Raw genomic sequence first — 16,792 nt, forward strand, 5'->3', positions numbered from 1 at the left:
TTCAATCCCCCAGGAGTTGAGCTACTTGCTTCAGGCGTTCATCGAGGTTGCCCGAGATGCGCGTGTACGGTACGCCGCGCCGGGCCAATTCATCGAGCAGGATCGCATCAATAATACCGCTGACATCCTGCTCCTCATGATGAAGTCCGTCAGGTATCCAGGCAAATTCGGGTTTGCAGACAAGGGTTATGTCGTATTGGCGCGACGATGCGAGACTTGCGAGCTGCTCGTCGATGCCGCCGAAGTAATGGATGCTGTAGACCGCCGTCATCAGCGGCGTGGTGTCGCAAAAGAGGAAGCGGCCGCTCTGTGCAGCCAAGGCATCTTCCCGCGCCACCTGGGTGGTGGCAATGTGGAACTGGTCGTTCGATACGGGAACGCATTGGCGCGCGTCGCAGAATTCGCGCAGGTATTCGGGCACCCAGACCGCGCCGTAGCGCTCTGCCAGCGCTTGCGCCAGGGTGGTCTTACCGGAGGATGCAGCGCCGATGATGGCGACGCGGTATGGCTGCTTCATTTCCAGACGACTGCTTCTTCCGGTTGGTCGCTGCTGCTGCCCTGCCAAGCCAGCAGGCCGGCAATCGCCATGGCGACGAACATGCCGTACAGGAGGGCCGTCAGCATCAGGCCTTTATGCACGTACAACGCGACGTACAGCACGTCGACAATGATCCAGACGTGCCAGTTTTCGATCTTCTTGCGCGACAGGAGGGCTTGGCCGACCAGGCTGCCGGCGGTCAGGAAGGCATCTGCATTCGGCACGTCGGTGTCGGTAAAGCGGCGCAGGAACCAGGCCAGGATTCCAAAGCCCACCAGCCAGGCCACGCCGCACACTACTCGGCCGCGCGTGTGCAGGGTCGACACCCCCAGCTGATTCCCGTGGTTCCCGTGCAGCCATTGGTACCAGCCCCAGATCGAAACCGTGATGAACACGCCCTGCAGCGCCATGTCGCCATACAGCTTGGCGCCGAAGAACACCGCGCCGTACATGGCGGATGACAGGATGGCAAACAACCAGGCCCAGTGGTTCTGGCGGATGTTCAGCCACACGGTCAGCACGGACAGCACGAACGACACCAGCTCCAGTGGCGTGGTGGTGGCAAGGCCGAACAGGGAAATGGTTTCGTTCATGGGTTTGCGTTTGGGTGACGCGGGATTATGCCATGAGCAGGAGTCCTAGCCAAACCAAGAAGTTGCAATTTTAGAATCACCTTCAGGCAGCAGTAGTATGGGGGTCGCGATTTAGAGGGAAACTCTTATTCGCTCTTATCCACACTTAGAACCTCTTATTTGAACTTTTTTTCTCTTAAATTGGTCAAAGTCTGCATGCTTTTTTGAAAGAAGGAGGATGCCATGACCAAAGTGCTCTTCAGCTTGCCAGCCTCACTTGAGACATACCAAGGCCTCGGAAATTTTATGTACACGCATGGCCTGAAACAGGAAATGTTCGAGATCGTCGACGAGGCGATCAACACCTGGATGGAAGGATTCGTGACGGCGCAGTCCAGGCGCGCCGCATCGACCCTGGATGGTTATCAATGGAAGAACGTATTCCTTCCCGACGGGACAACACTACGAAACGTCTACAAGCGCACAAGCTATCTCGCACATGTCGAAGGACGTGAATTGCTCTTTGAGGGCAAATGCGTTTCGCCAGCTCAGTTTGTCAATCGAGTCGGCGGTGCATTTCGCAACGCGTGGGCAACGATATGGATTCGTTTTCCGAATGAAGGGGAATGGAAACAGGCAATGAGCCTGCGCAAGAAAACGCCTCAATTTAAGAGCAAACAAGGTCGAACAAGAGGAAATAAGAGCGCCTAAGAGCGTTTAAGAGTTTTACTCCAAATCGAAAAGGGGCTCATTACGAGCCCCTTTTTTTGCTTACTTCTGCGGATACTTGATCGTCATTTCATTCAGCAGGTTGTCCGCATGGTCAACCTCCTTCATGACCCACAGCATGTAGCGCACATCCAGGTGGATGGCGCGCGTGATGTCGCGGTCGAAATACCAGTCCTTGGTGATGGACTCGTAAGTGGAGTCGAAGTTCAGGCCAATCAGTTCGCCGCGCTTGTTCATGACGGCAGAACCGGAGTTGCCGCCGGTCGTGTCAGCCGAGGACAGGAAGTCGACCGGTACGGTACCCAGTACCGGGTCCTTGAACTGGCCATAGCGCTTGGCCTTGACCGCATCGATCAGCGACTGTGGCGCGTCGAACGGCTCCTTGCCGGTGTGCTTCTCAAGGATGCCTTCCACCGTGGTGAACGGCCCCTTGGTAATGCCGTCGCGCCCTGGGTAGGCCGACACGGTGCCATAGGTCACGCGCAAGGTGGAGTTGGCGTCAGGGTAGACTGGCTTGCCCTGCGATTTCTTCCACGCGATCACCGCGCCCATGTACTGCGGGATGATCTTCTCCAGGTTGCCGTCGACTTCCTTGCGGCGCTCTTCCAGCACCATGGCCGCGCCGTGCATGCGCACGGCCAGCTTGATGAAGGGGTCGGCGGACTGCTCGAATTCGGCCGGCGCCTTGTCCATCCAGGCCAAGCGGGTTGCGGTATCGGCCAGGCCTGACTTCTGGTACATGGCAGGCACGTCGGCGATGGCCGGGGTCAGGTTATCTAGCCACTGCGGATGCGCCTTGGGCGGCAGCTTGGCGTAGCGCTGCAGGCCGGCCACGTAGCGGGCCTGGTCGACCGATGCCACCAGCGACTGCTCCAGGCGGCTCAGGCGCGCCTTGATGTTGGCCAGGTCGCGTTCCTGGAAGCCCGATTCGCGGTCGGCGTCCGGCTTCTGCTTTTCCAGCGCCAGGCGATACAGGGTGCGCGCGGATTTCAGCAGGTCGCTGTAGGTCGCCACGCCGTAGGCGAATTCGTCGTCGCTCAGTTCCATGTCTGCGGCGATGGCGGCATCCAGTTCGGCCAGCATGGCCTGCGAAGATTTCGGCTGCTTGCCGTACCAGGCGCGGAATTCGGCGTCCTGCTTGTCCTTGATGGCAGCGATGTCCTTGCGGGCGAAGCCGTCCAGCAGGCCCTGGGTCTTCTTCATGCGATTGTTGATCGACTTGACCACGCTGGCATAGCGCACCACGTCGTTTTCCTTGCCCTTGGTGGCGGCTGCGATGGCGTCCAGGTCGGCCTGGTAGTCGGCCACCATGGCCGGGTAGCTCAGGTCGCGCGCATAGCGGATCTCGACCGGCAGCTTGTAGCGGCTGGTGCGGCCTGGATAGCCGGCCAGCAGGATAGGATCGCCGTTCTTCAGGCCTTCGGCGGACACCACCAGGAAGTCCTTCGATTTGTAAGGCACGTTGTCCGGCGACGGGTCGGCCGGCTTGCCGTCCTTGCCCACGTAAGCGCGCAGGAAGGAGTAATCGCCGGTGTGGCGCGGCCATTCGTAATTGTCGATGTCGCCGCCGTAGTTGCCGATGGATTCAGGCGGCGCGTAGACCAGGCGCACGTCCTTGATCATCATCTGGCGGATGCGGTAGTACTCGGCGCCGCGGTGGAAGGCCGGCACGGAGCAGCGGTAGTTCTTGTCGGTCTCGCACTCGGCGATCAGCGCCTTGATGCGCTTTTTTACTTCGGCGTTGCGATCCTTGCCGGCCAGCTTGTCCAGGCCATCGTTGACGCGCGCGGTCACGTTGTCCACCTTGTCGGTCACGTAGACGCGCGTGGTCGGGCCGCCCGGCAGCTCTTCGGCGCGGGTCTTGGCCAGGAAGCCATTGGCGATATAGTTCTTTTCAGCGGTTGAATTGCGCTGGATGGCGCCGTAAGCGCAGTGGTGGTTGGTGACCACCAGGCCGTCAGGGGATACGAACGACGCGGAGCAGCCGTCCAGCGACACGATGGCGCTCATCGGATGCCTGGACAGGTCGGCCAGGCGTTCGGCCGGGATGGTGATGCCGATGCGTTTCAGTTCCGCCTTCAGTTGTGGCAGTTGGTGCGGCTGCCATTGGCCTTCGTCGGCCATGGCGGGAGCGAATGCTGCTAGCAATGCTGCCGAAAGTGCGAGTTTTTTAGTCAAATCAGTCCCCTGAACGTATAAAAGCACCGGCAGTATATGCGTTCCCGGCGTGCAGGGCTATTGACTTTTTGCTTACAAAGGGAGGCGAACCGTCACGCAGCATCCCGCGCCGGCTTCGTATTCATTCAGGGTAAAGCTGCCATGCAGGGCGTCGGCGCGCTCCTGCATGCCGATCAGGCCAAAGGACCCGGGCCGCTCGCGGCAGGACGGCGCGATGCCGATGCCATTGTCTTCCACTTCCAGCAGCACCACGCCCTCTTCTACCCAGAGGCGCACGGTGGCCACGCTGGCGCGCGAGTGACGCAGCACGTTGACCAGCGATTCCTGTACGATGCGGAACAGCACCAGGCCGGTTTCGCCGCCAATGGCCGCCAGTTGCGCCTCTCCGGGCAGCTCCAGTTCGTAATGCAGGTTGCTGCGATGGCGAAAATCGTTGACCAGCCATTCGAGCGCCGCCGCCAGCCCCAGGTCCAGCACCGAAGGACGCAACTCATTCATGATGCCGCGCACGCTGCGCAGGGTCGCGTCGACATTGTCCAGCGCCGAGGCGACCCGACGCGCAAAGCGCGTCTGGCGCCCGCCCATGCGTTCATTCAGCTGCGCGATGTCCAGCTTCAGCGCCAGCAGGTTCTGTCCCAATTCATCGTGGATTTCGCGCGCGATGCGCTTGCGTTCTTCTTCCTTGACCGCCGCCATATGGGCCGACAACTGGCGCAACTGGCCGTTGGCATGCAGCAGTTCGGCGGTGCGCTGCACCACCCGGGTTTCCAGGTTGCGGTGCAGGTCCTGCAGCGCCGATTCGGCCTGCTTGCGGCGGCTGATATCGGACAGCACCGCCACCACGCCGGCCACGCCGCCATCCGGCCCGGCCAGGGCGCGCAGCGACAGGGTCGCATGGTAGTCGCCGCCGTCCGGGCGACGCCCCGTCAGTTCACCTTGCCACCGGCGGCCGTCAAAAGCTGTCAGCACGGCGTCGGGGCCGCACAGCGTGGCCAGATCGCGGCCGATCGCGACCTCATCGGTGAGCCCGCTAATCGCGGAAAATGCAGGATTTACGGTCACGATTACGCCATCCGCATCGGCAAGCGCCACCCCCTCGCCGAGATTGTCCAGCACCGCAAAGGCGCGGCGCAGGGCCGCATCGTTCTGTTCGCGCGAACGCGCCAGGCCGATCACCATGCGGATCGCCTCCCCCGCGTCATCGAGGTTGGCCTCGATGCGTACCTGCCCACCGCCAATGCCTTCAAACAGTTGCGCCTCCATGGACGCACTGGCGCCGTCGGCGCGCAAGCCGGCCAGCAGCTGGCGCAAGCCGGGCTGGTAGTGCGGCGCCAGGAAGCGTTCCACCGGCTGTCCAGGCAAGTCCTGCAGCGGCATGGCAAACAGCACTTCGGCCGCGCGGTTGGCGCCGGCGATCATGCCGTCGCGCGCCAGCGCCAGGTAACAGACTGGCGCTTGGTCGAACAAGCCAGCGTAGCGCAGCAGGCCCTGCTCCACCTCGCGTTTCTGACGCTCGAGCTCCGCCAGGGCGGCACTCTGGACTTCCAGTTCCAGCTGGCTGACTTGCAGCTCATGCCATTGGCGCAGGGCGTCGGTGCGGCTCATTTGGTGCTACCTCCTTCAGGCGTTAAACGCGCTTCCAGCAGTTTCAGTTCGGTGACGTTGACGAAGGTTAGCACCAATCCGTCGATCACGTTGTTCACTGTACGGTACGGCATGATGCGCACCATGAACCAGCGTCCGTCGCGGGTCGGGATCTGGCGCTCGCAGAACACCAGGGAGCGCAGCACTTCGGCCGCATCGTCTCCCATGTCAGGGTAGACCAGGTCGTTGGCGATGTCGCTCAGCGGGCGATTCAGGTCGGTGGCGATCAGCTTGTACAGCTGGGTGGCCTGGTTGGTGTAGCGCCGGATATTCATCTGGCTGTCCAGGAAGATCACGGCGATATCGGTACTGTGCAACAGGTTCTTCATGTCGCTGTTGACCAGCGACAGGTCGTCCACCTTGGACTGCAATTCGGCGTTGACGGGGTACAGCTCCTCGTTCAGCGACTGCATTTCTTCCTTCGAGGTGGTGAGTTCCTCGTTGGTCGACTGTAGCTCCTCGTTGGTCGACTGCAGTTCCTCGCGCACGGCCTGCAATTCCAGGCGCGCCATGGTCAGTTGCTGCTCCAGCTCCTGCGGGCGCGGATCGGCGCCGCGGCTGCCGCTCCTGCGGGCCGGCATCGGCGCTGCATTGAAAGTCACCAGCAGGTTGTGGCCGGACTGGCCGTCTTCGCGCACCACTTCGGCCGTCATGTCGACCAGCAGCGAGGACACGCCATCCTTGAACAACAGCTCGCGCACCGATTCCGTGCTTTCGCTGCGGTTGGCGCGTTCGATCAGGTCCGCCAGCTCGTAGCGCAGGCCGTCACGCGCCATGGCGTGGATATTCCAGTTGGCGCGGCCGGAAGCAGGCTCCAGGTAAGTGCCGGTACGGCCGTGGATGTAAAGGATGTCGCCATCGCTATTGATCATGACTGCCGCCGGCGTATGCGTTTTGTGCAGCAGGTGTTCTACTTGTGTCTGGATATTGCCATTCATGGTCATGGTCGTAACTTCGATGGAACTTGGTTGCGCGGTCTTTGCTATCTTGGTGGGAAAGTAATTCGCCACGCGCTGCGTGCTGGCATCGAGCCGGCGGTAAATGCGTCCGCAGCCCGGAACCGGGGTAAACAACTCGTTGTAGCTGCCGGGCGTCAAGCTGGTGCAGCTTCATGCGGCGCTCGATGCGGCGCAGCACGGTGCTCATCTTGTACTCGGTGAAGTTGTTGCCCGTATGCCGCTGCAATAGCGACATCAGCTCGCGCAAGGCCTGGCGCCGCGCACGCGCCGCACCGTGGGCGCCGCCGTGCGGCACCGAGCGCACCTGGCACAGCCACATCGGCATGGCGCCGGGCGGCGCGACAAAGTCGGCCACGCCGGCGGTAATGGCGCTGCGCGGCATCGAGTCGAATTTGGCGGAATTGGGTTCCTGCGCCAGCGTCACCCCGCCGGCTTCCTGGATCGCGCGCAAGCCAGCCGTGCCGTCGGTACCCATGCCGGAGAACACCACGCCGGCGGCAGCCTGCCCTTTTTCGGCAGCCAGTGCACGGAAGAAGGAATCGATCGGGTAGCGCGCGTGGGCTTCGGCCGTTTCCACCGGCATCAGCTTTTCGCTGGAAAAGGCCAGCTCGTGGTTGGGCGGGGCCACATAGACATGGTCTGGCCGGACTTCGATCGATTCGGCGATCTCGCATACTTCCATGCTGGTGATACGGCGCAGCAGCTCCGGCAACAGGCCGCGGCGCGACGGATCCTGGTGCTGCAGGACGATGAACGCCATGCCGGTACGCGTGGGCATGGAGGCAAGGAACTCGGAAATCGCATCCAGTCCGCCGGCAGAAGCGCCCATGCCGACGATCTGCACCGCCTGTCGGTGCCGTAGCGTTTCGCTGGAGTCCGGATCGGATGAAACCAAGGGGTTAGTCATTCCACCATGATGCCAGTGCGGCAAGGAAATGGCAAACCGCCAGTTACACCCGGCAGCGAGGTTTACCGGGCGTGCCAGCCGCCTCCCAGCGCCTGCACCAGGGCCACTGCGGTTGACTGCCGGTCGGCCTGCGCCTGTAACAGGGCGCGCCGTGCATTGAGTGCCGTGACCTGGGCCGTGACCACTTCCGTGTAGCCAACCTGGCCGGCGCGGTAGCGATTCAGCATCTGCTGCTCGACCTGGCTGGCCGCGGCGGCCGACGTCTCGCGCAAGGACTGTTGTTGCGCCAACACACGGCTGGCCGCCAACTGGTCTTCCACGTCGGCCAGCGCGTTCAGGACGGATTGGCGATAAGCCGCCACCGCCACGTCGCGGGCGGCGTTGGCCTGGTCGACGCGGGCGCCGGTGGCGCCGGCATTGAACACCGCCTGCGCCGCCGACAGGCCGAGCGACCACAGGGTGTTGGAGGCGCTGAACAAGCCGCCCAGCTGGCTGCCCGCCACGCCGTAGCTGCCGCCCAGGCTCAGGCTCGGGAAATAGGCGCTGCGGGCGATGCCGATCTGCGCGTTGGCCGCCGCGACCCGGCGTTCGGCGGCGGCGATGTCGGGCCGCCGCTCCAGCAGCGTGGACGGCAGGCCGGCCGGGACCAGCGGTACCTGCAGCGTCCAGGGCGCCGGCGCCAGCGTGAAGTCGGCCGGCGCCTTGCCAAGCAGGATGGCGATCGCGTGTTCGAGCTGGGCGCGCTGGCGCTGTACGGCCAGGCGGTCGGCGCTGGCGTTGGCCAGCTGGGTCTGTGCCTGCAGCAGGTCCGAACTGGGCGCCACGCCGGCGTTGACCCGGTTCTGGGTGATCTGCAGCACGCGCTGGTAGCCCTCCACTGTTTCGCCCAGCAGCGCCAGTTGGGCATCCGCCAGACGCAGGCCGATGTAGTTGACGGCCAGCTCGCCCTGTGCCGCCAGGCGCGCGGCCGCCAGGTCAGCTTCGCTGGCCTGGGCGCTGGCCTGGGCGCCGCTGACGCCGGCGCGCAGCCTGCCCCATACGTCCGGCTCCCAGCTGGCGCCGATGTTGACGCGGTACTGGTTGCCGGTACGCGTGTCCCCGCCGCCGCCATTGCGGTTGGCGCTGGCGTCCAGCGTCACCACCGGGAACAGCGCCGCGCGTTGCTCGGACACGGCGGCGCGCGCCTGGAGGTAGCGCGCCGCGGCCGCCGCCACGTTCTGGTTGTTCACTTCCACCAGCCCGGCCAGCGCGTTGAGCGTGGCGTCGCCAAACAGCTCCCACCATGGCCCTTTTTCCAGCAAATCCGCCGGCGCGGCCGGCTGCCAGCCCTGTGCTTCCTTGAATTCGGCCGACAGCGGCGCGCTGGGCGTGTGGTAGGCCGGGCCGGTGGCGCAACCGGCCAGTATGAGCGTGCACGCGCCAAGAATTTTTTTCATGATGTGGCCTTCGCGCCACGCAGGCGCATCTTGTCGAGCAAAAGGTAGACCACGGGCGTGGTCAACAAGGTGAGCAACTGGCTGGCGACCAGGCCGCCGATGATGGCAATGCCCAGCGGCTGGCGCAGCTCGGAGCCTTCGCCGAAACCAATTGCCAGCGGCAGCGCGCCCAGCGCCGCTGCCATGGTCGTCATCAGGATCGGGCGGAAGCGCAGCAGGCAGGCTTCCCGCACGGCGCTGCGCGGATCGAGGCCGCGCGTGCGCTCCGCCTCCAGCGCGAAGTCGATGATCAGGATGGCGTTCTTCTTCACGATGCCGATCAGGAGGAAGACGCCGATCAGGGCAATCAGCGAGAACTCCATGCGGAACATCAGCAGCGCCAGCACTGCCCCCACGCCAGCTGACGGCAACGTCGACAGCACCGTGATCGGGTGCACCAGGCTTTCGTACAGCATGCCGAGGACGATATAGATCACCACCAGCGCGGCGGCGATCAATAGCGGCTGCTGCTGGTTGGTTTCCTGCGCCGTGCGCGCCGTGCCCTGGAAGCTGCCGCGCACATTGTTGGGCATGCCGATGGCGTTTTCCGCGTCTTTCACCGCTTGCTGCGCCTCGCCCAGGCTGGCGCCATCGGCCAGGTTGAAGGAGACCGTCGTGGCCAACTCGCCATCCTGGTGGTTGACCGAGGCCGGCGTCGAGCGCTCGGCGAAGGTCGCCAGCGCCGCCAGCGGCACCATTGCTTCCGCCTGCGCGCTCAGGGCCGAGCCGCCGGACGGGTCGCGCATCCCTGCCCCCACCACGCTGCCAGCCGTGCTGGCGCTGGCGCCGGCGGCCGAGCCAGCGCCGCTCGCCGATGCGCCTGCGCCATTCGCCGCACTGCCCAGCTCCTGCGCAGTCGCCGCCGCGCGCCGCGCCACATAGACATCGGCCAGGGCCTCGGGACTGCGCGCGTATTGCGGCGCCACCTCCATCACCACCTTGTACTGGTTCAGCTCATCGTAGATGGTGGCCACCTGGCGCTGGCCGAAGGCGTTATACAGCGCGTTGTCGACATCGCGCATCGTCAGCCCCATGCGCGCCACCATGTCCTTGTCGGCCGCGACGAACGTTTCCACTCCGTTGTCCGCCTGGTCGGTATCGACGTCCACCAGTGCTTTCTGCCGTTTCATCTCGTCCGCCAGCCGCGATGCCCAACGTTTCAAGTCGGCCCGGTTATCGCTCTTCAGCGTGTACTGGTAGGTGGAATTGCTCTGCCGCCCGCCCATGCGCAAGTCCTGCACCGTATTCAGGAACAGCGACACGCCGGTCACGCGCGCCAGCTTGGGCCGCAAGCGCGCAATCACCTGCTGCCCGGTCACGTCGCGCTCGGCCACCGGCTTCAGGCTGACGAACATGAAACCGCCGCCCGCCCGCGAGCCGCCGGTAAAGCCGACCACCGTGGCCACCGCCGGATCGTCGCGGATGATATTCACCAGCTGCCGCAGCTTGCCCTGCATGGCCTGGAACGAGATGCTCTGGTCGGCCCGGATGCCCCCGTTGATCTGTCCCGTATCCTGCTGCGGGAAAAATCCCTTCGGCGCCGACGCATACAGGTACACGTTCAGCCCCACCACGAACACCAGCACCAGCATCACCAGCCAGGCACTGTCCAACGCCCAGTCCAGTGATTTTTCATACGTGCGCAAGATGACGCCGAAACCGCGCTCGAACCAGCGCGACACGCGCCCCGGCGGCTTCTGCCCGGCGCCCGGCCGCAGCAGCCAGGCGCACAGCATCGGCGTAGTGGTCAGTGAAATCACAAGGGAAATCATCACCGCCGCCGACAGGGTGACGGCAAATTCGCGGAACAGCCGCCCCACCTGTCCACCCATGAACAGCAGCGGAATGAATACCGCCACCAGCGACACGCTGATCGACAGCACGGTGAAGCCGACTTCCCTGGCCCCCTGCAGCGCGGCGGCGAAGCGCTCCATGCCCTGCTCCATGTGGCGCGCCGTGTTCTCCAGCACCACGATGGCGTCATCGACCACGAAGCCGGTGGCTACGGTCAGCGCCATCAGGCTAAGGTTATTCAGGCTGAAGCCCAGCAGGTACATCACGCCGAAGGTGCCCAGCAACGACACCACCGTGGCGATCGCCGGGATCACGGTCGCCCGCGCGCTGCGCAGGAAGGCACTGACCACCAGCACCACCAGCACGATCGAGATCAGCAAGGTGAATTCGATCTCGTGCAGCGACGAACGGATCGAGTTGGTGCTGTCCGAAGCGACCTGCAGTTTCACGTCCTGCGGCAATTGCGCCTGCAGCTGCGGCAGCAGCGCGCGCACCGCATCCACCGTCTCGATCACGTTGGCGCCAGGCTGGCGCGTCACCAGCACGATGACTGCGGGATCGCCGTTGAACAGGCCCAGCGTATTGCGGTTCTCGGCGCCGTCGGTGACCTCGGCCACGTCGTCGAGCCGGATCGCGGCGCCGTCGCGCCAGGCTACCACCAGGTCGCGGTAATCGGCCGCGCTGCGCCCGCCGCTGGCTGTTGAAGCTGCCGAATAGATTTGCAGGCGCCGCCCTTCGACCTCGATCGCGCCTTTGGGCCGGTTGGCGTTCGTGGCCTGGATCGCAGCCCGCACGTCCTCGGACGATACGCCATAGCGGTTCAGCGCAAACGGCAGCAACTCAACGCGTACCGCCGGCAGCGAACCGCCGCCGATCTCCACGTCGCCGACGCCCTTCACCTGCGCCAGCTTCTGCTGCACGATGTTCGACACCGACTCATACACTTGCCCCGGGCTGCGCGTCGCCGATGTCAGCGCCAGGATGATGACCGGCGCATCGGATGGATTGGCCTTGCGGTAGGTCGGATTGCTGCGCAGCGTCGCCGGCAGGTCGGCGCGCGAGGCATTGATGGCGGCCTGCACTTCGCGCGCCGCGGCATCGATCTTGCGGTTCAGCTCAAACTGCAGGTTGACGCGGGTCGAACCGCTGCCGGACGACGAAGTGACCTCATTGACGCCCGCGATCACGGCCAGGCGCCGCTCCAGCGGTGTCGCCACGCTGCTTGCCATGGTGTCCGGGCTGGCGCCCGGCAAGCTGGCGCTGACCGAGATCGATGGATAGTCCACCTGCGGCAAAGGCGATACCGGCAGCACGAAGAAGGCCGCAATGCCGGCCAGAGCCAGCCCGATCGTCAGCAGCACCGTGGCAATCGGACGGCGGACAAAGGGCTCGGACAGGTTCATGCTTCTCTACCTTTTCGGCGGCGCTGCGCAAGCCGGTCAAAGGTTAGGTAGATCACCGGCGTGGTGTACAGCGTCAGCAACTGGCTGACAATCAGGCCGCCGAAGATCGACAGGCCGAGCGGCCGGCGCAGCTCGGCGCCTTCGCCCCAGCCCAACATCAGCGGGATGGCCGCAAACAGCGCCGCCATGGTGGTCATCAGGATCGGCCGCAAGCGCAGCAGTGCGGCCTGGTGGATCGCGTCGCGCGGCGCCATGCCCTGCTCGCGTTCCGCCTCGATGGCGAAGTCGATCATCATGATGGCGTTCTTTTTCACAATGCCGATCAGCAGGATGATCCCGATGATGCCGATCACGCCCAGCTCCTGCCCCGTCAGCATCAGCGCCAGCAGCGCGCCGACGCCGGCCGAGGGCAGCGTGGACAGGATGGTCAGCGGGTGGATATAGCTTTCGTACAGCACGCCCAGCACGATGTAGACGCAGCCCACGGCCGCCAGGATCAGCCAGAGCTGGTTGCTCAGCGAAGCCTGGTAGGCGCCGGCCGCGCCGAGGAAAGTCAGGCTGACCGACTGCGGCAGGCCGACTTCTTTCGCCGCATCGCGAATGGCGTCCACCGCCTGCCCCAGCGCGACGCCCGGCGCGGCATCGAAGCCGATGGTGGTGGCCGGGTATTGCGCCACGTGCGTGACCTGCAGCGGCGCCGGGCGCTCCTGCACACTGGCAATGGCCGACAATGGGGTCGGCTTGCCGCTGCCGGTGCGCAGTTGCAGGTTGCCAAGTGCTTCCGGCGTGTCCATGCGGTCCTGGCCGGCCTCCAGGATCACCCGGTACTGGTTGGTCTCGGTGAAGATGGTGGACACGATGCGCTGGCCGAAGGCGCTGTACAAGGCATCATCGACGGCGGCAGCGGTGATCGACAGCCGCGATGCCGTGTCACGGTCGATGCTGACGTAGGCGCCGGCGCCGGTAGCTCCCACGTCGGACACCGCATTGCGCAGGCGTTCCTTGGCCGCCATGCGTTCGGCCAGTCTGCCCGCCCACTCGGACACGGTGGCGTTGTCGGCGCCTTCCAGCGAGACACGATACTGGGTCGGCCCGCTTTCGGCATCGATGGTCAGGTCTTGCGTGGGCTGCAGGTAAAGCTTGACGCCAGCCACTTGCGCCACGCGCTGGCGCAGGCGTTCCATCACGACCTGCAGCTTGTCGCGGTCCGGTTTCAGGTTGACCAGCATGCTGCCGGTATGCAGCATGGTGTTGTTGCCGGCATCGACGCCGACCACCGAACTAAGCGAGGCCACGGCAGGGTCGTCCAGCAGCGCGCGGGCGGCTTGCTGCTGCAGTTGCGCCATGCGCTCGTAGGACACGGTCTGCGCGGCCTCGATGCGGGCTTGCAGCTGGCCGGTGTCCTGGGTCGGGAACAGGCCTTTTGGAATCCACAGGTAGAGGAGCACCGTCAGCAGCAGCGTGCCCAGCGCCACCAGCAGGGTCAGGCCCTGGCGCTCCAGCACCCATTGCAGGCTGCCGTCATAGCGCTTGACCAGGCGGTCGAACAGGGTCGCCTCATGCTCCTTGTGTTCGGCCAGCCAGCGGCCCGACATCATCGGCACCAGCGTCAGCGACACCACGGCGGAGATCAGGATGGTGATGGCCAGCGTGACCGCGAACTCGCGGAACAGGCGGCCCACGACGTCGCCCATGAACAGCAGCGGGATCAGCACCGCGATCAGCGACACCGTCAGGGAGATGATGGTGAAGCCGATCTGCTGCGCGCCTTTAAGGGCGGCATTCATCGGGGTCTCGCCTTCTTCGATGTGACGCGCGATGTTCTCGATCATGACGATGGCGTCGTCCACCACGAAGCCGGTGGCGATGGTGAGCGCCATCAGGCTGAGGTTATTCAGGCTGTAGCCGAGCAGGTACATGATGCCAAAGGTGCCGACCAGCGAGATCGGCACCGCCAGGCTGGCAATCACCGTGGCGCGCGGGCTGCGCAGGAAGGCGAAGATCACCAGCACCACCAGCACCACGGCCAGCAGCAATTCCAGCTCCACGTGCAGCACCGATGCGCGGATGCCGTGGGTGCGGTCGCTCAGCACCGTCACCTCGATGGCGCCGGGCAGGCTGGCCTGCAGTTCCGGCAGGCGCTCCTTGATGGCGTCCACGGTGGCGATGACGTTAGCGCCCGGCTGGCGCTGCACGTCGAGAATGATGGCGGGCGTCAGGCCGGCCCAGGCGCCGAGCTTGACGTTTTCCGCACTATCCACTACGCGGGCCACGTCCTGCAGCCGGACCGGCGCGCCGTTGCGGTAGGAGACAATCAACTGGCGGTAGTCGTCGGCCGCCAGCAACTGGTCGTTGGCATTGATGGTGAAAGCGCGCGTGGGACCGTCGAAGCTGCCTTTGGCGCTGTTGGCATTGGCCGCCGTGATGGCGGTGCGCAGCGTATCGAGGCCCAGTCCGTAGCTCGCCAGCGCCTGGGTGTCGGCCTGGATGCGCACGGCAGGCCGCTGGCCGCCGCTCAGCGTGACCAGGCCGACGCCGTTGACCTGGCTGATTTTCAGCGCCAGCCGCGTGTTGACGATGTTCTGCACTTCCGTCAGCGGCATGGTTTTCGACGTGATGGCCAGGGTCAGCACTGGCGCGTCGGCCGGGTTGACCTTGGCGTACACGGGCGGCGCCGGCAAGTCGGTCGGCAGCAGCGAGCCGCCGGCATTGATGGCGGCCTGCACTTCCTGCTCGGCCACGTCCAGGGTCTGCCCCAGGCTGAACTGCAGCGTGATGATGGAAACGCCGGCGGCGCTGGTGGAACTCATGCGCTGCAGGCCGGACATCTGGCCGAACTGCCGCTCCAGCGGCGCCGTCACCGTGCGGCCCATCACTTCCGGGCTGGCGCCGGGATACAGGGTGCGTACCTGGATGGTCGGGAAGTCGACCTGCGGCAGCGCCGACAGCGGCAGGAAGCGGTAGCCAAGCAGTCCTGCCAGCACGATGGCCAGCATGAACAGCGCCGTCGCCACCGGCCGCTGGATAAATGGCGCCGAGGGGCTCATCGCGTCACGCCGTCCGCTGCCCGGCCCTCGCCCCGCGCCCCGCCTGACGCACCGTCACGCGTCCGGCGGCCATCGCCTCCCGCTCCCGATGCGTCGCCGCCCGCCCCGGCATCGTCGCGATGACGCCGCCACTTGCCGCCGCCCTCGCCCGCCGGCCTGCCTTCGCCGCGCGAGCGGCCCGCGTGCTCGCCGTCGGCGCCTGGTCGCTGCGTTGGCAGCGTCACGCGCGCCCCATCCTTGATGCGGTCCGCGCCTTCGGTAATCACCTGCTCGCCCGCTGCCAGGCCGCTCTCGATCTGCACCTTGTCCACGGTGGCAATCCCGCGCCTGACCGGCCGCAGCGACGCCGTCTGGCCATCCTGCAGCACGTATACGTAATCGCCCGAAGCACCGTGCCGCAATGCCGTCACCGGCACCACGACGGCGTCCTTGATTGTGCGCAGCTCCAGCCGCACGTTCACGAACTGGCTGGGGAACAGCGAGGAACCGGCGTTGGCAAAGCGCGCCTTGGCCATTACCGTACCGGTCTGGGTGTCGACCTGGTTGTCCAGCGCGTAAAACTCGCCTTTCTCCAGCACTGTGCTGCGCGTGCGGTCGTACGCCAGCGCCACCATGCGATCGCCGGCGCGATCGCCGGCGCGCTGCCCCAGCTCGGAGACCCGGTCCTGCGGCACCGCAAACTCCACGTCGATCGGCGCCAATTGCGTAATCACCGCGATGCCCCCGGCATCGCCAGAACCTACCAGGTTGCCGATATCGACCACCCGCAAGCCGACCCGCCCGCTGATCGGCGCAAGCACCTTCGTATAGCCAAGGTTCAGGCGCGCCGTGCCCTCATTCGCGCGGTCGGTGGTGACCGTGCCCTGGAGCTGCTTGACCAGCGCCGCCTGCGTATCGACGTCCTGCCGCGCAATGGAGTCCTGCGACAGCAAGGTGCGGTAGCGTTCAAGGGTCAGGCGGGCGTTTTCCAGCTGCGCTTCGTCGCGTTCGCGCTGGCCGGTCGCCTGCATCAGTTGCAGCTCGAAGGGACGCGCATCGATCTGGGCCAGCACCTGGCCCGCCTTCACCATCTGGCCTTCCTTGAACAAGACCTTTTGCAGGATGCCGGAGACCTGCGGCCGCACCGTCGTCGTAGCGGCTGCGGTGACCGTGCCCAGCGCATCGAGCGTGACCGGCAGGTCGGCCTTTTCGGCAGTCGCCACGCCCACCGTGGCAGCCGGACCGCGGCCGCTGCGTCCGCCCCGGCCGCCGCCAGCGCCGCCCGCACCAGCGCCGCGCCCCCCCTGTCCGGCGGCAGCGGCTGAGGTACCCGGACCACCCGGCCCGGCATCGGCCGGGCCGCGGTGGGTCAGGTACCAGGCCAGGCCGCCCAGGGCCAGCATCCCGGCCAGGGCGGCGACTCCCCCGATCCAGCGCGCCCGCTTGCCGGCGCGAGGTTTCGACGGGGTACTGGATGTTGTTGGAGTCTCCATGGGGCGACCCTTTCTTCTTTTGGTAAGAACGCGAATTGACTCTAGCACAGCGCCCCGGCGCAAATGCGTTAGGC

11 protein-coding genes are annotated in these 16,792 nt (G+C 65.2%); 1 reads left to right on the forward strand and 10 read right to left on the reverse strand.

Translation table 11 applies throughout. The annotated features are described in order from the left end of the window. Position 1: 1 nt before the first annotated feature. Together ACN9MY_RS22065 and pnuC are read right to left on the reverse strand one after the other, a co-directional pair. Positions 2-517 carry an AAA family ATPase gene (locus ACN9MY_RS22065; protein ID WP_426336157.1) on the reverse strand — a complete coding sequence of 172 codons (516 nt, stop codon included), beginning with the start codon at positions 515-517 and terminating at the stop codon, positions 2-4. Next, positions 514-1,131, reverse strand: coding sequence for a nicotinamide riboside transporter PnuC (gene pnuC / locus ACN9MY_RS22070; RefSeq protein WP_426162678.1), 618 nt, complete (start codon positions 1,129-1,131; stop codon positions 514-516). Before pnuC ends, ACN9MY_RS22065 begins: the two co-directional genes overlap by 4 nt. A gap of 222 nt (positions 1,132-1,353) precedes the next feature. On the opposite strand from pnuC, the gene ACN9MY_RS22075 reads away from it, so the two are divergent. Beyond that, entirely contained in the window at positions 1,354-1,821 is a 468-nt protein-coding gene (locus ACN9MY_RS22075) for a hypothetical protein (RefSeq protein ID WP_426162680.1), read from the forward strand. A gap of 60 nt (positions 1,822-1,881) precedes the next feature. Here ACN9MY_RS22075 and ACN9MY_RS22080 read toward each other — a convergent pair whose 3' ends face one another. The 8 genes from ACN9MY_RS22080 to ACN9MY_RS22115 form a co-directional block, all read right to left on the reverse strand. After that, complete coding sequence (locus ACN9MY_RS22080; RefSeq protein ID WP_426337653.1) at positions 1,882-3,963, reverse strand: S46 family peptidase; 2,082 nt, start codon at positions 3,961-3,963, stop codon at positions 1,882-1,884. 126 nt (positions 3,964-4,089) lie between these two features. After that, a complete protein-coding gene (locus tag ACN9MY_RS22085) occupies positions 4,090-5,622 on the reverse strand; it encodes a PAS domain-containing sensor histidine kinase (protein ID WP_426336158.1) in 1,533 nt (510 codons plus the stop codon). Then, the gene (locus ACN9MY_RS22090; RefSeq protein ID WP_426162682.1) at positions 5,619-6,533 is read right to left on the reverse strand and encodes a PAS domain-containing protein; all 915 of its coding nucleotides are present in this window, start codon (positions 6,531-6,533) and stop codon (positions 5,619-5,621) included. Before ACN9MY_RS22090 ends, ACN9MY_RS22085 begins: the two co-directional genes overlap by 4 nt. After that, positions 6,523-7,527, reverse strand: a complete 1,005-nt coding sequence (locus ACN9MY_RS22095; protein WP_426318628.1) for a chemotaxis protein CheB — start codon at positions 7,525-7,527, stop codon at positions 6,523-6,525. The genes ACN9MY_RS22090 and ACN9MY_RS22095 overlap by 11 nt, the downstream gene beginning before the upstream one ends. Before the next feature lie 62 nt (positions 7,528-7,589). Beyond that, a complete protein-coding gene (locus tag ACN9MY_RS22100; RefSeq protein WP_426336159.1) occupies positions 7,590-8,963 on the reverse strand; it encodes an efflux transporter outer membrane subunit in 1,374 nt (457 codons plus the stop codon). Next, a complete protein-coding gene (locus tag ACN9MY_RS22105; RefSeq protein WP_426162686.1) occupies positions 8,960-12,199 on the reverse strand; it encodes an efflux RND transporter permease subunit in 3,240 nt (1,079 codons plus the stop codon). Before ACN9MY_RS22105 ends, ACN9MY_RS22100 begins: the two co-directional genes overlap by 4 nt. Further along, positions 12,196-15,246, reverse strand: coding sequence for an efflux RND transporter permease subunit (locus tag ACN9MY_RS22110; RefSeq protein WP_426336160.1), 3,051 nt, complete (start codon positions 15,244-15,246; stop codon positions 12,196-12,198). Before ACN9MY_RS22110 ends, ACN9MY_RS22105 begins: the two co-directional genes overlap by 4 nt. Next, positions 15,243-16,718, reverse strand: a complete 1,476-nt coding sequence (locus tag ACN9MY_RS22115; protein WP_426318631.1) for an efflux RND transporter periplasmic adaptor subunit — start codon at positions 16,716-16,718, stop codon at positions 15,243-15,245. Before ACN9MY_RS22115 ends, ACN9MY_RS22110 begins: the two co-directional genes overlap by 4 nt. Between the last annotated feature and the right edge of the window lie 74 nt (positions 16,719-16,792).

The organism is Pseudoduganella sp. R-31 (assembly GCF_049913235.1).
Classification (GTDB): Bacteria; Pseudomonadota; Gammaproteobacteria; order Burkholderiales; family Burkholderiaceae_D; genus Rugamonas.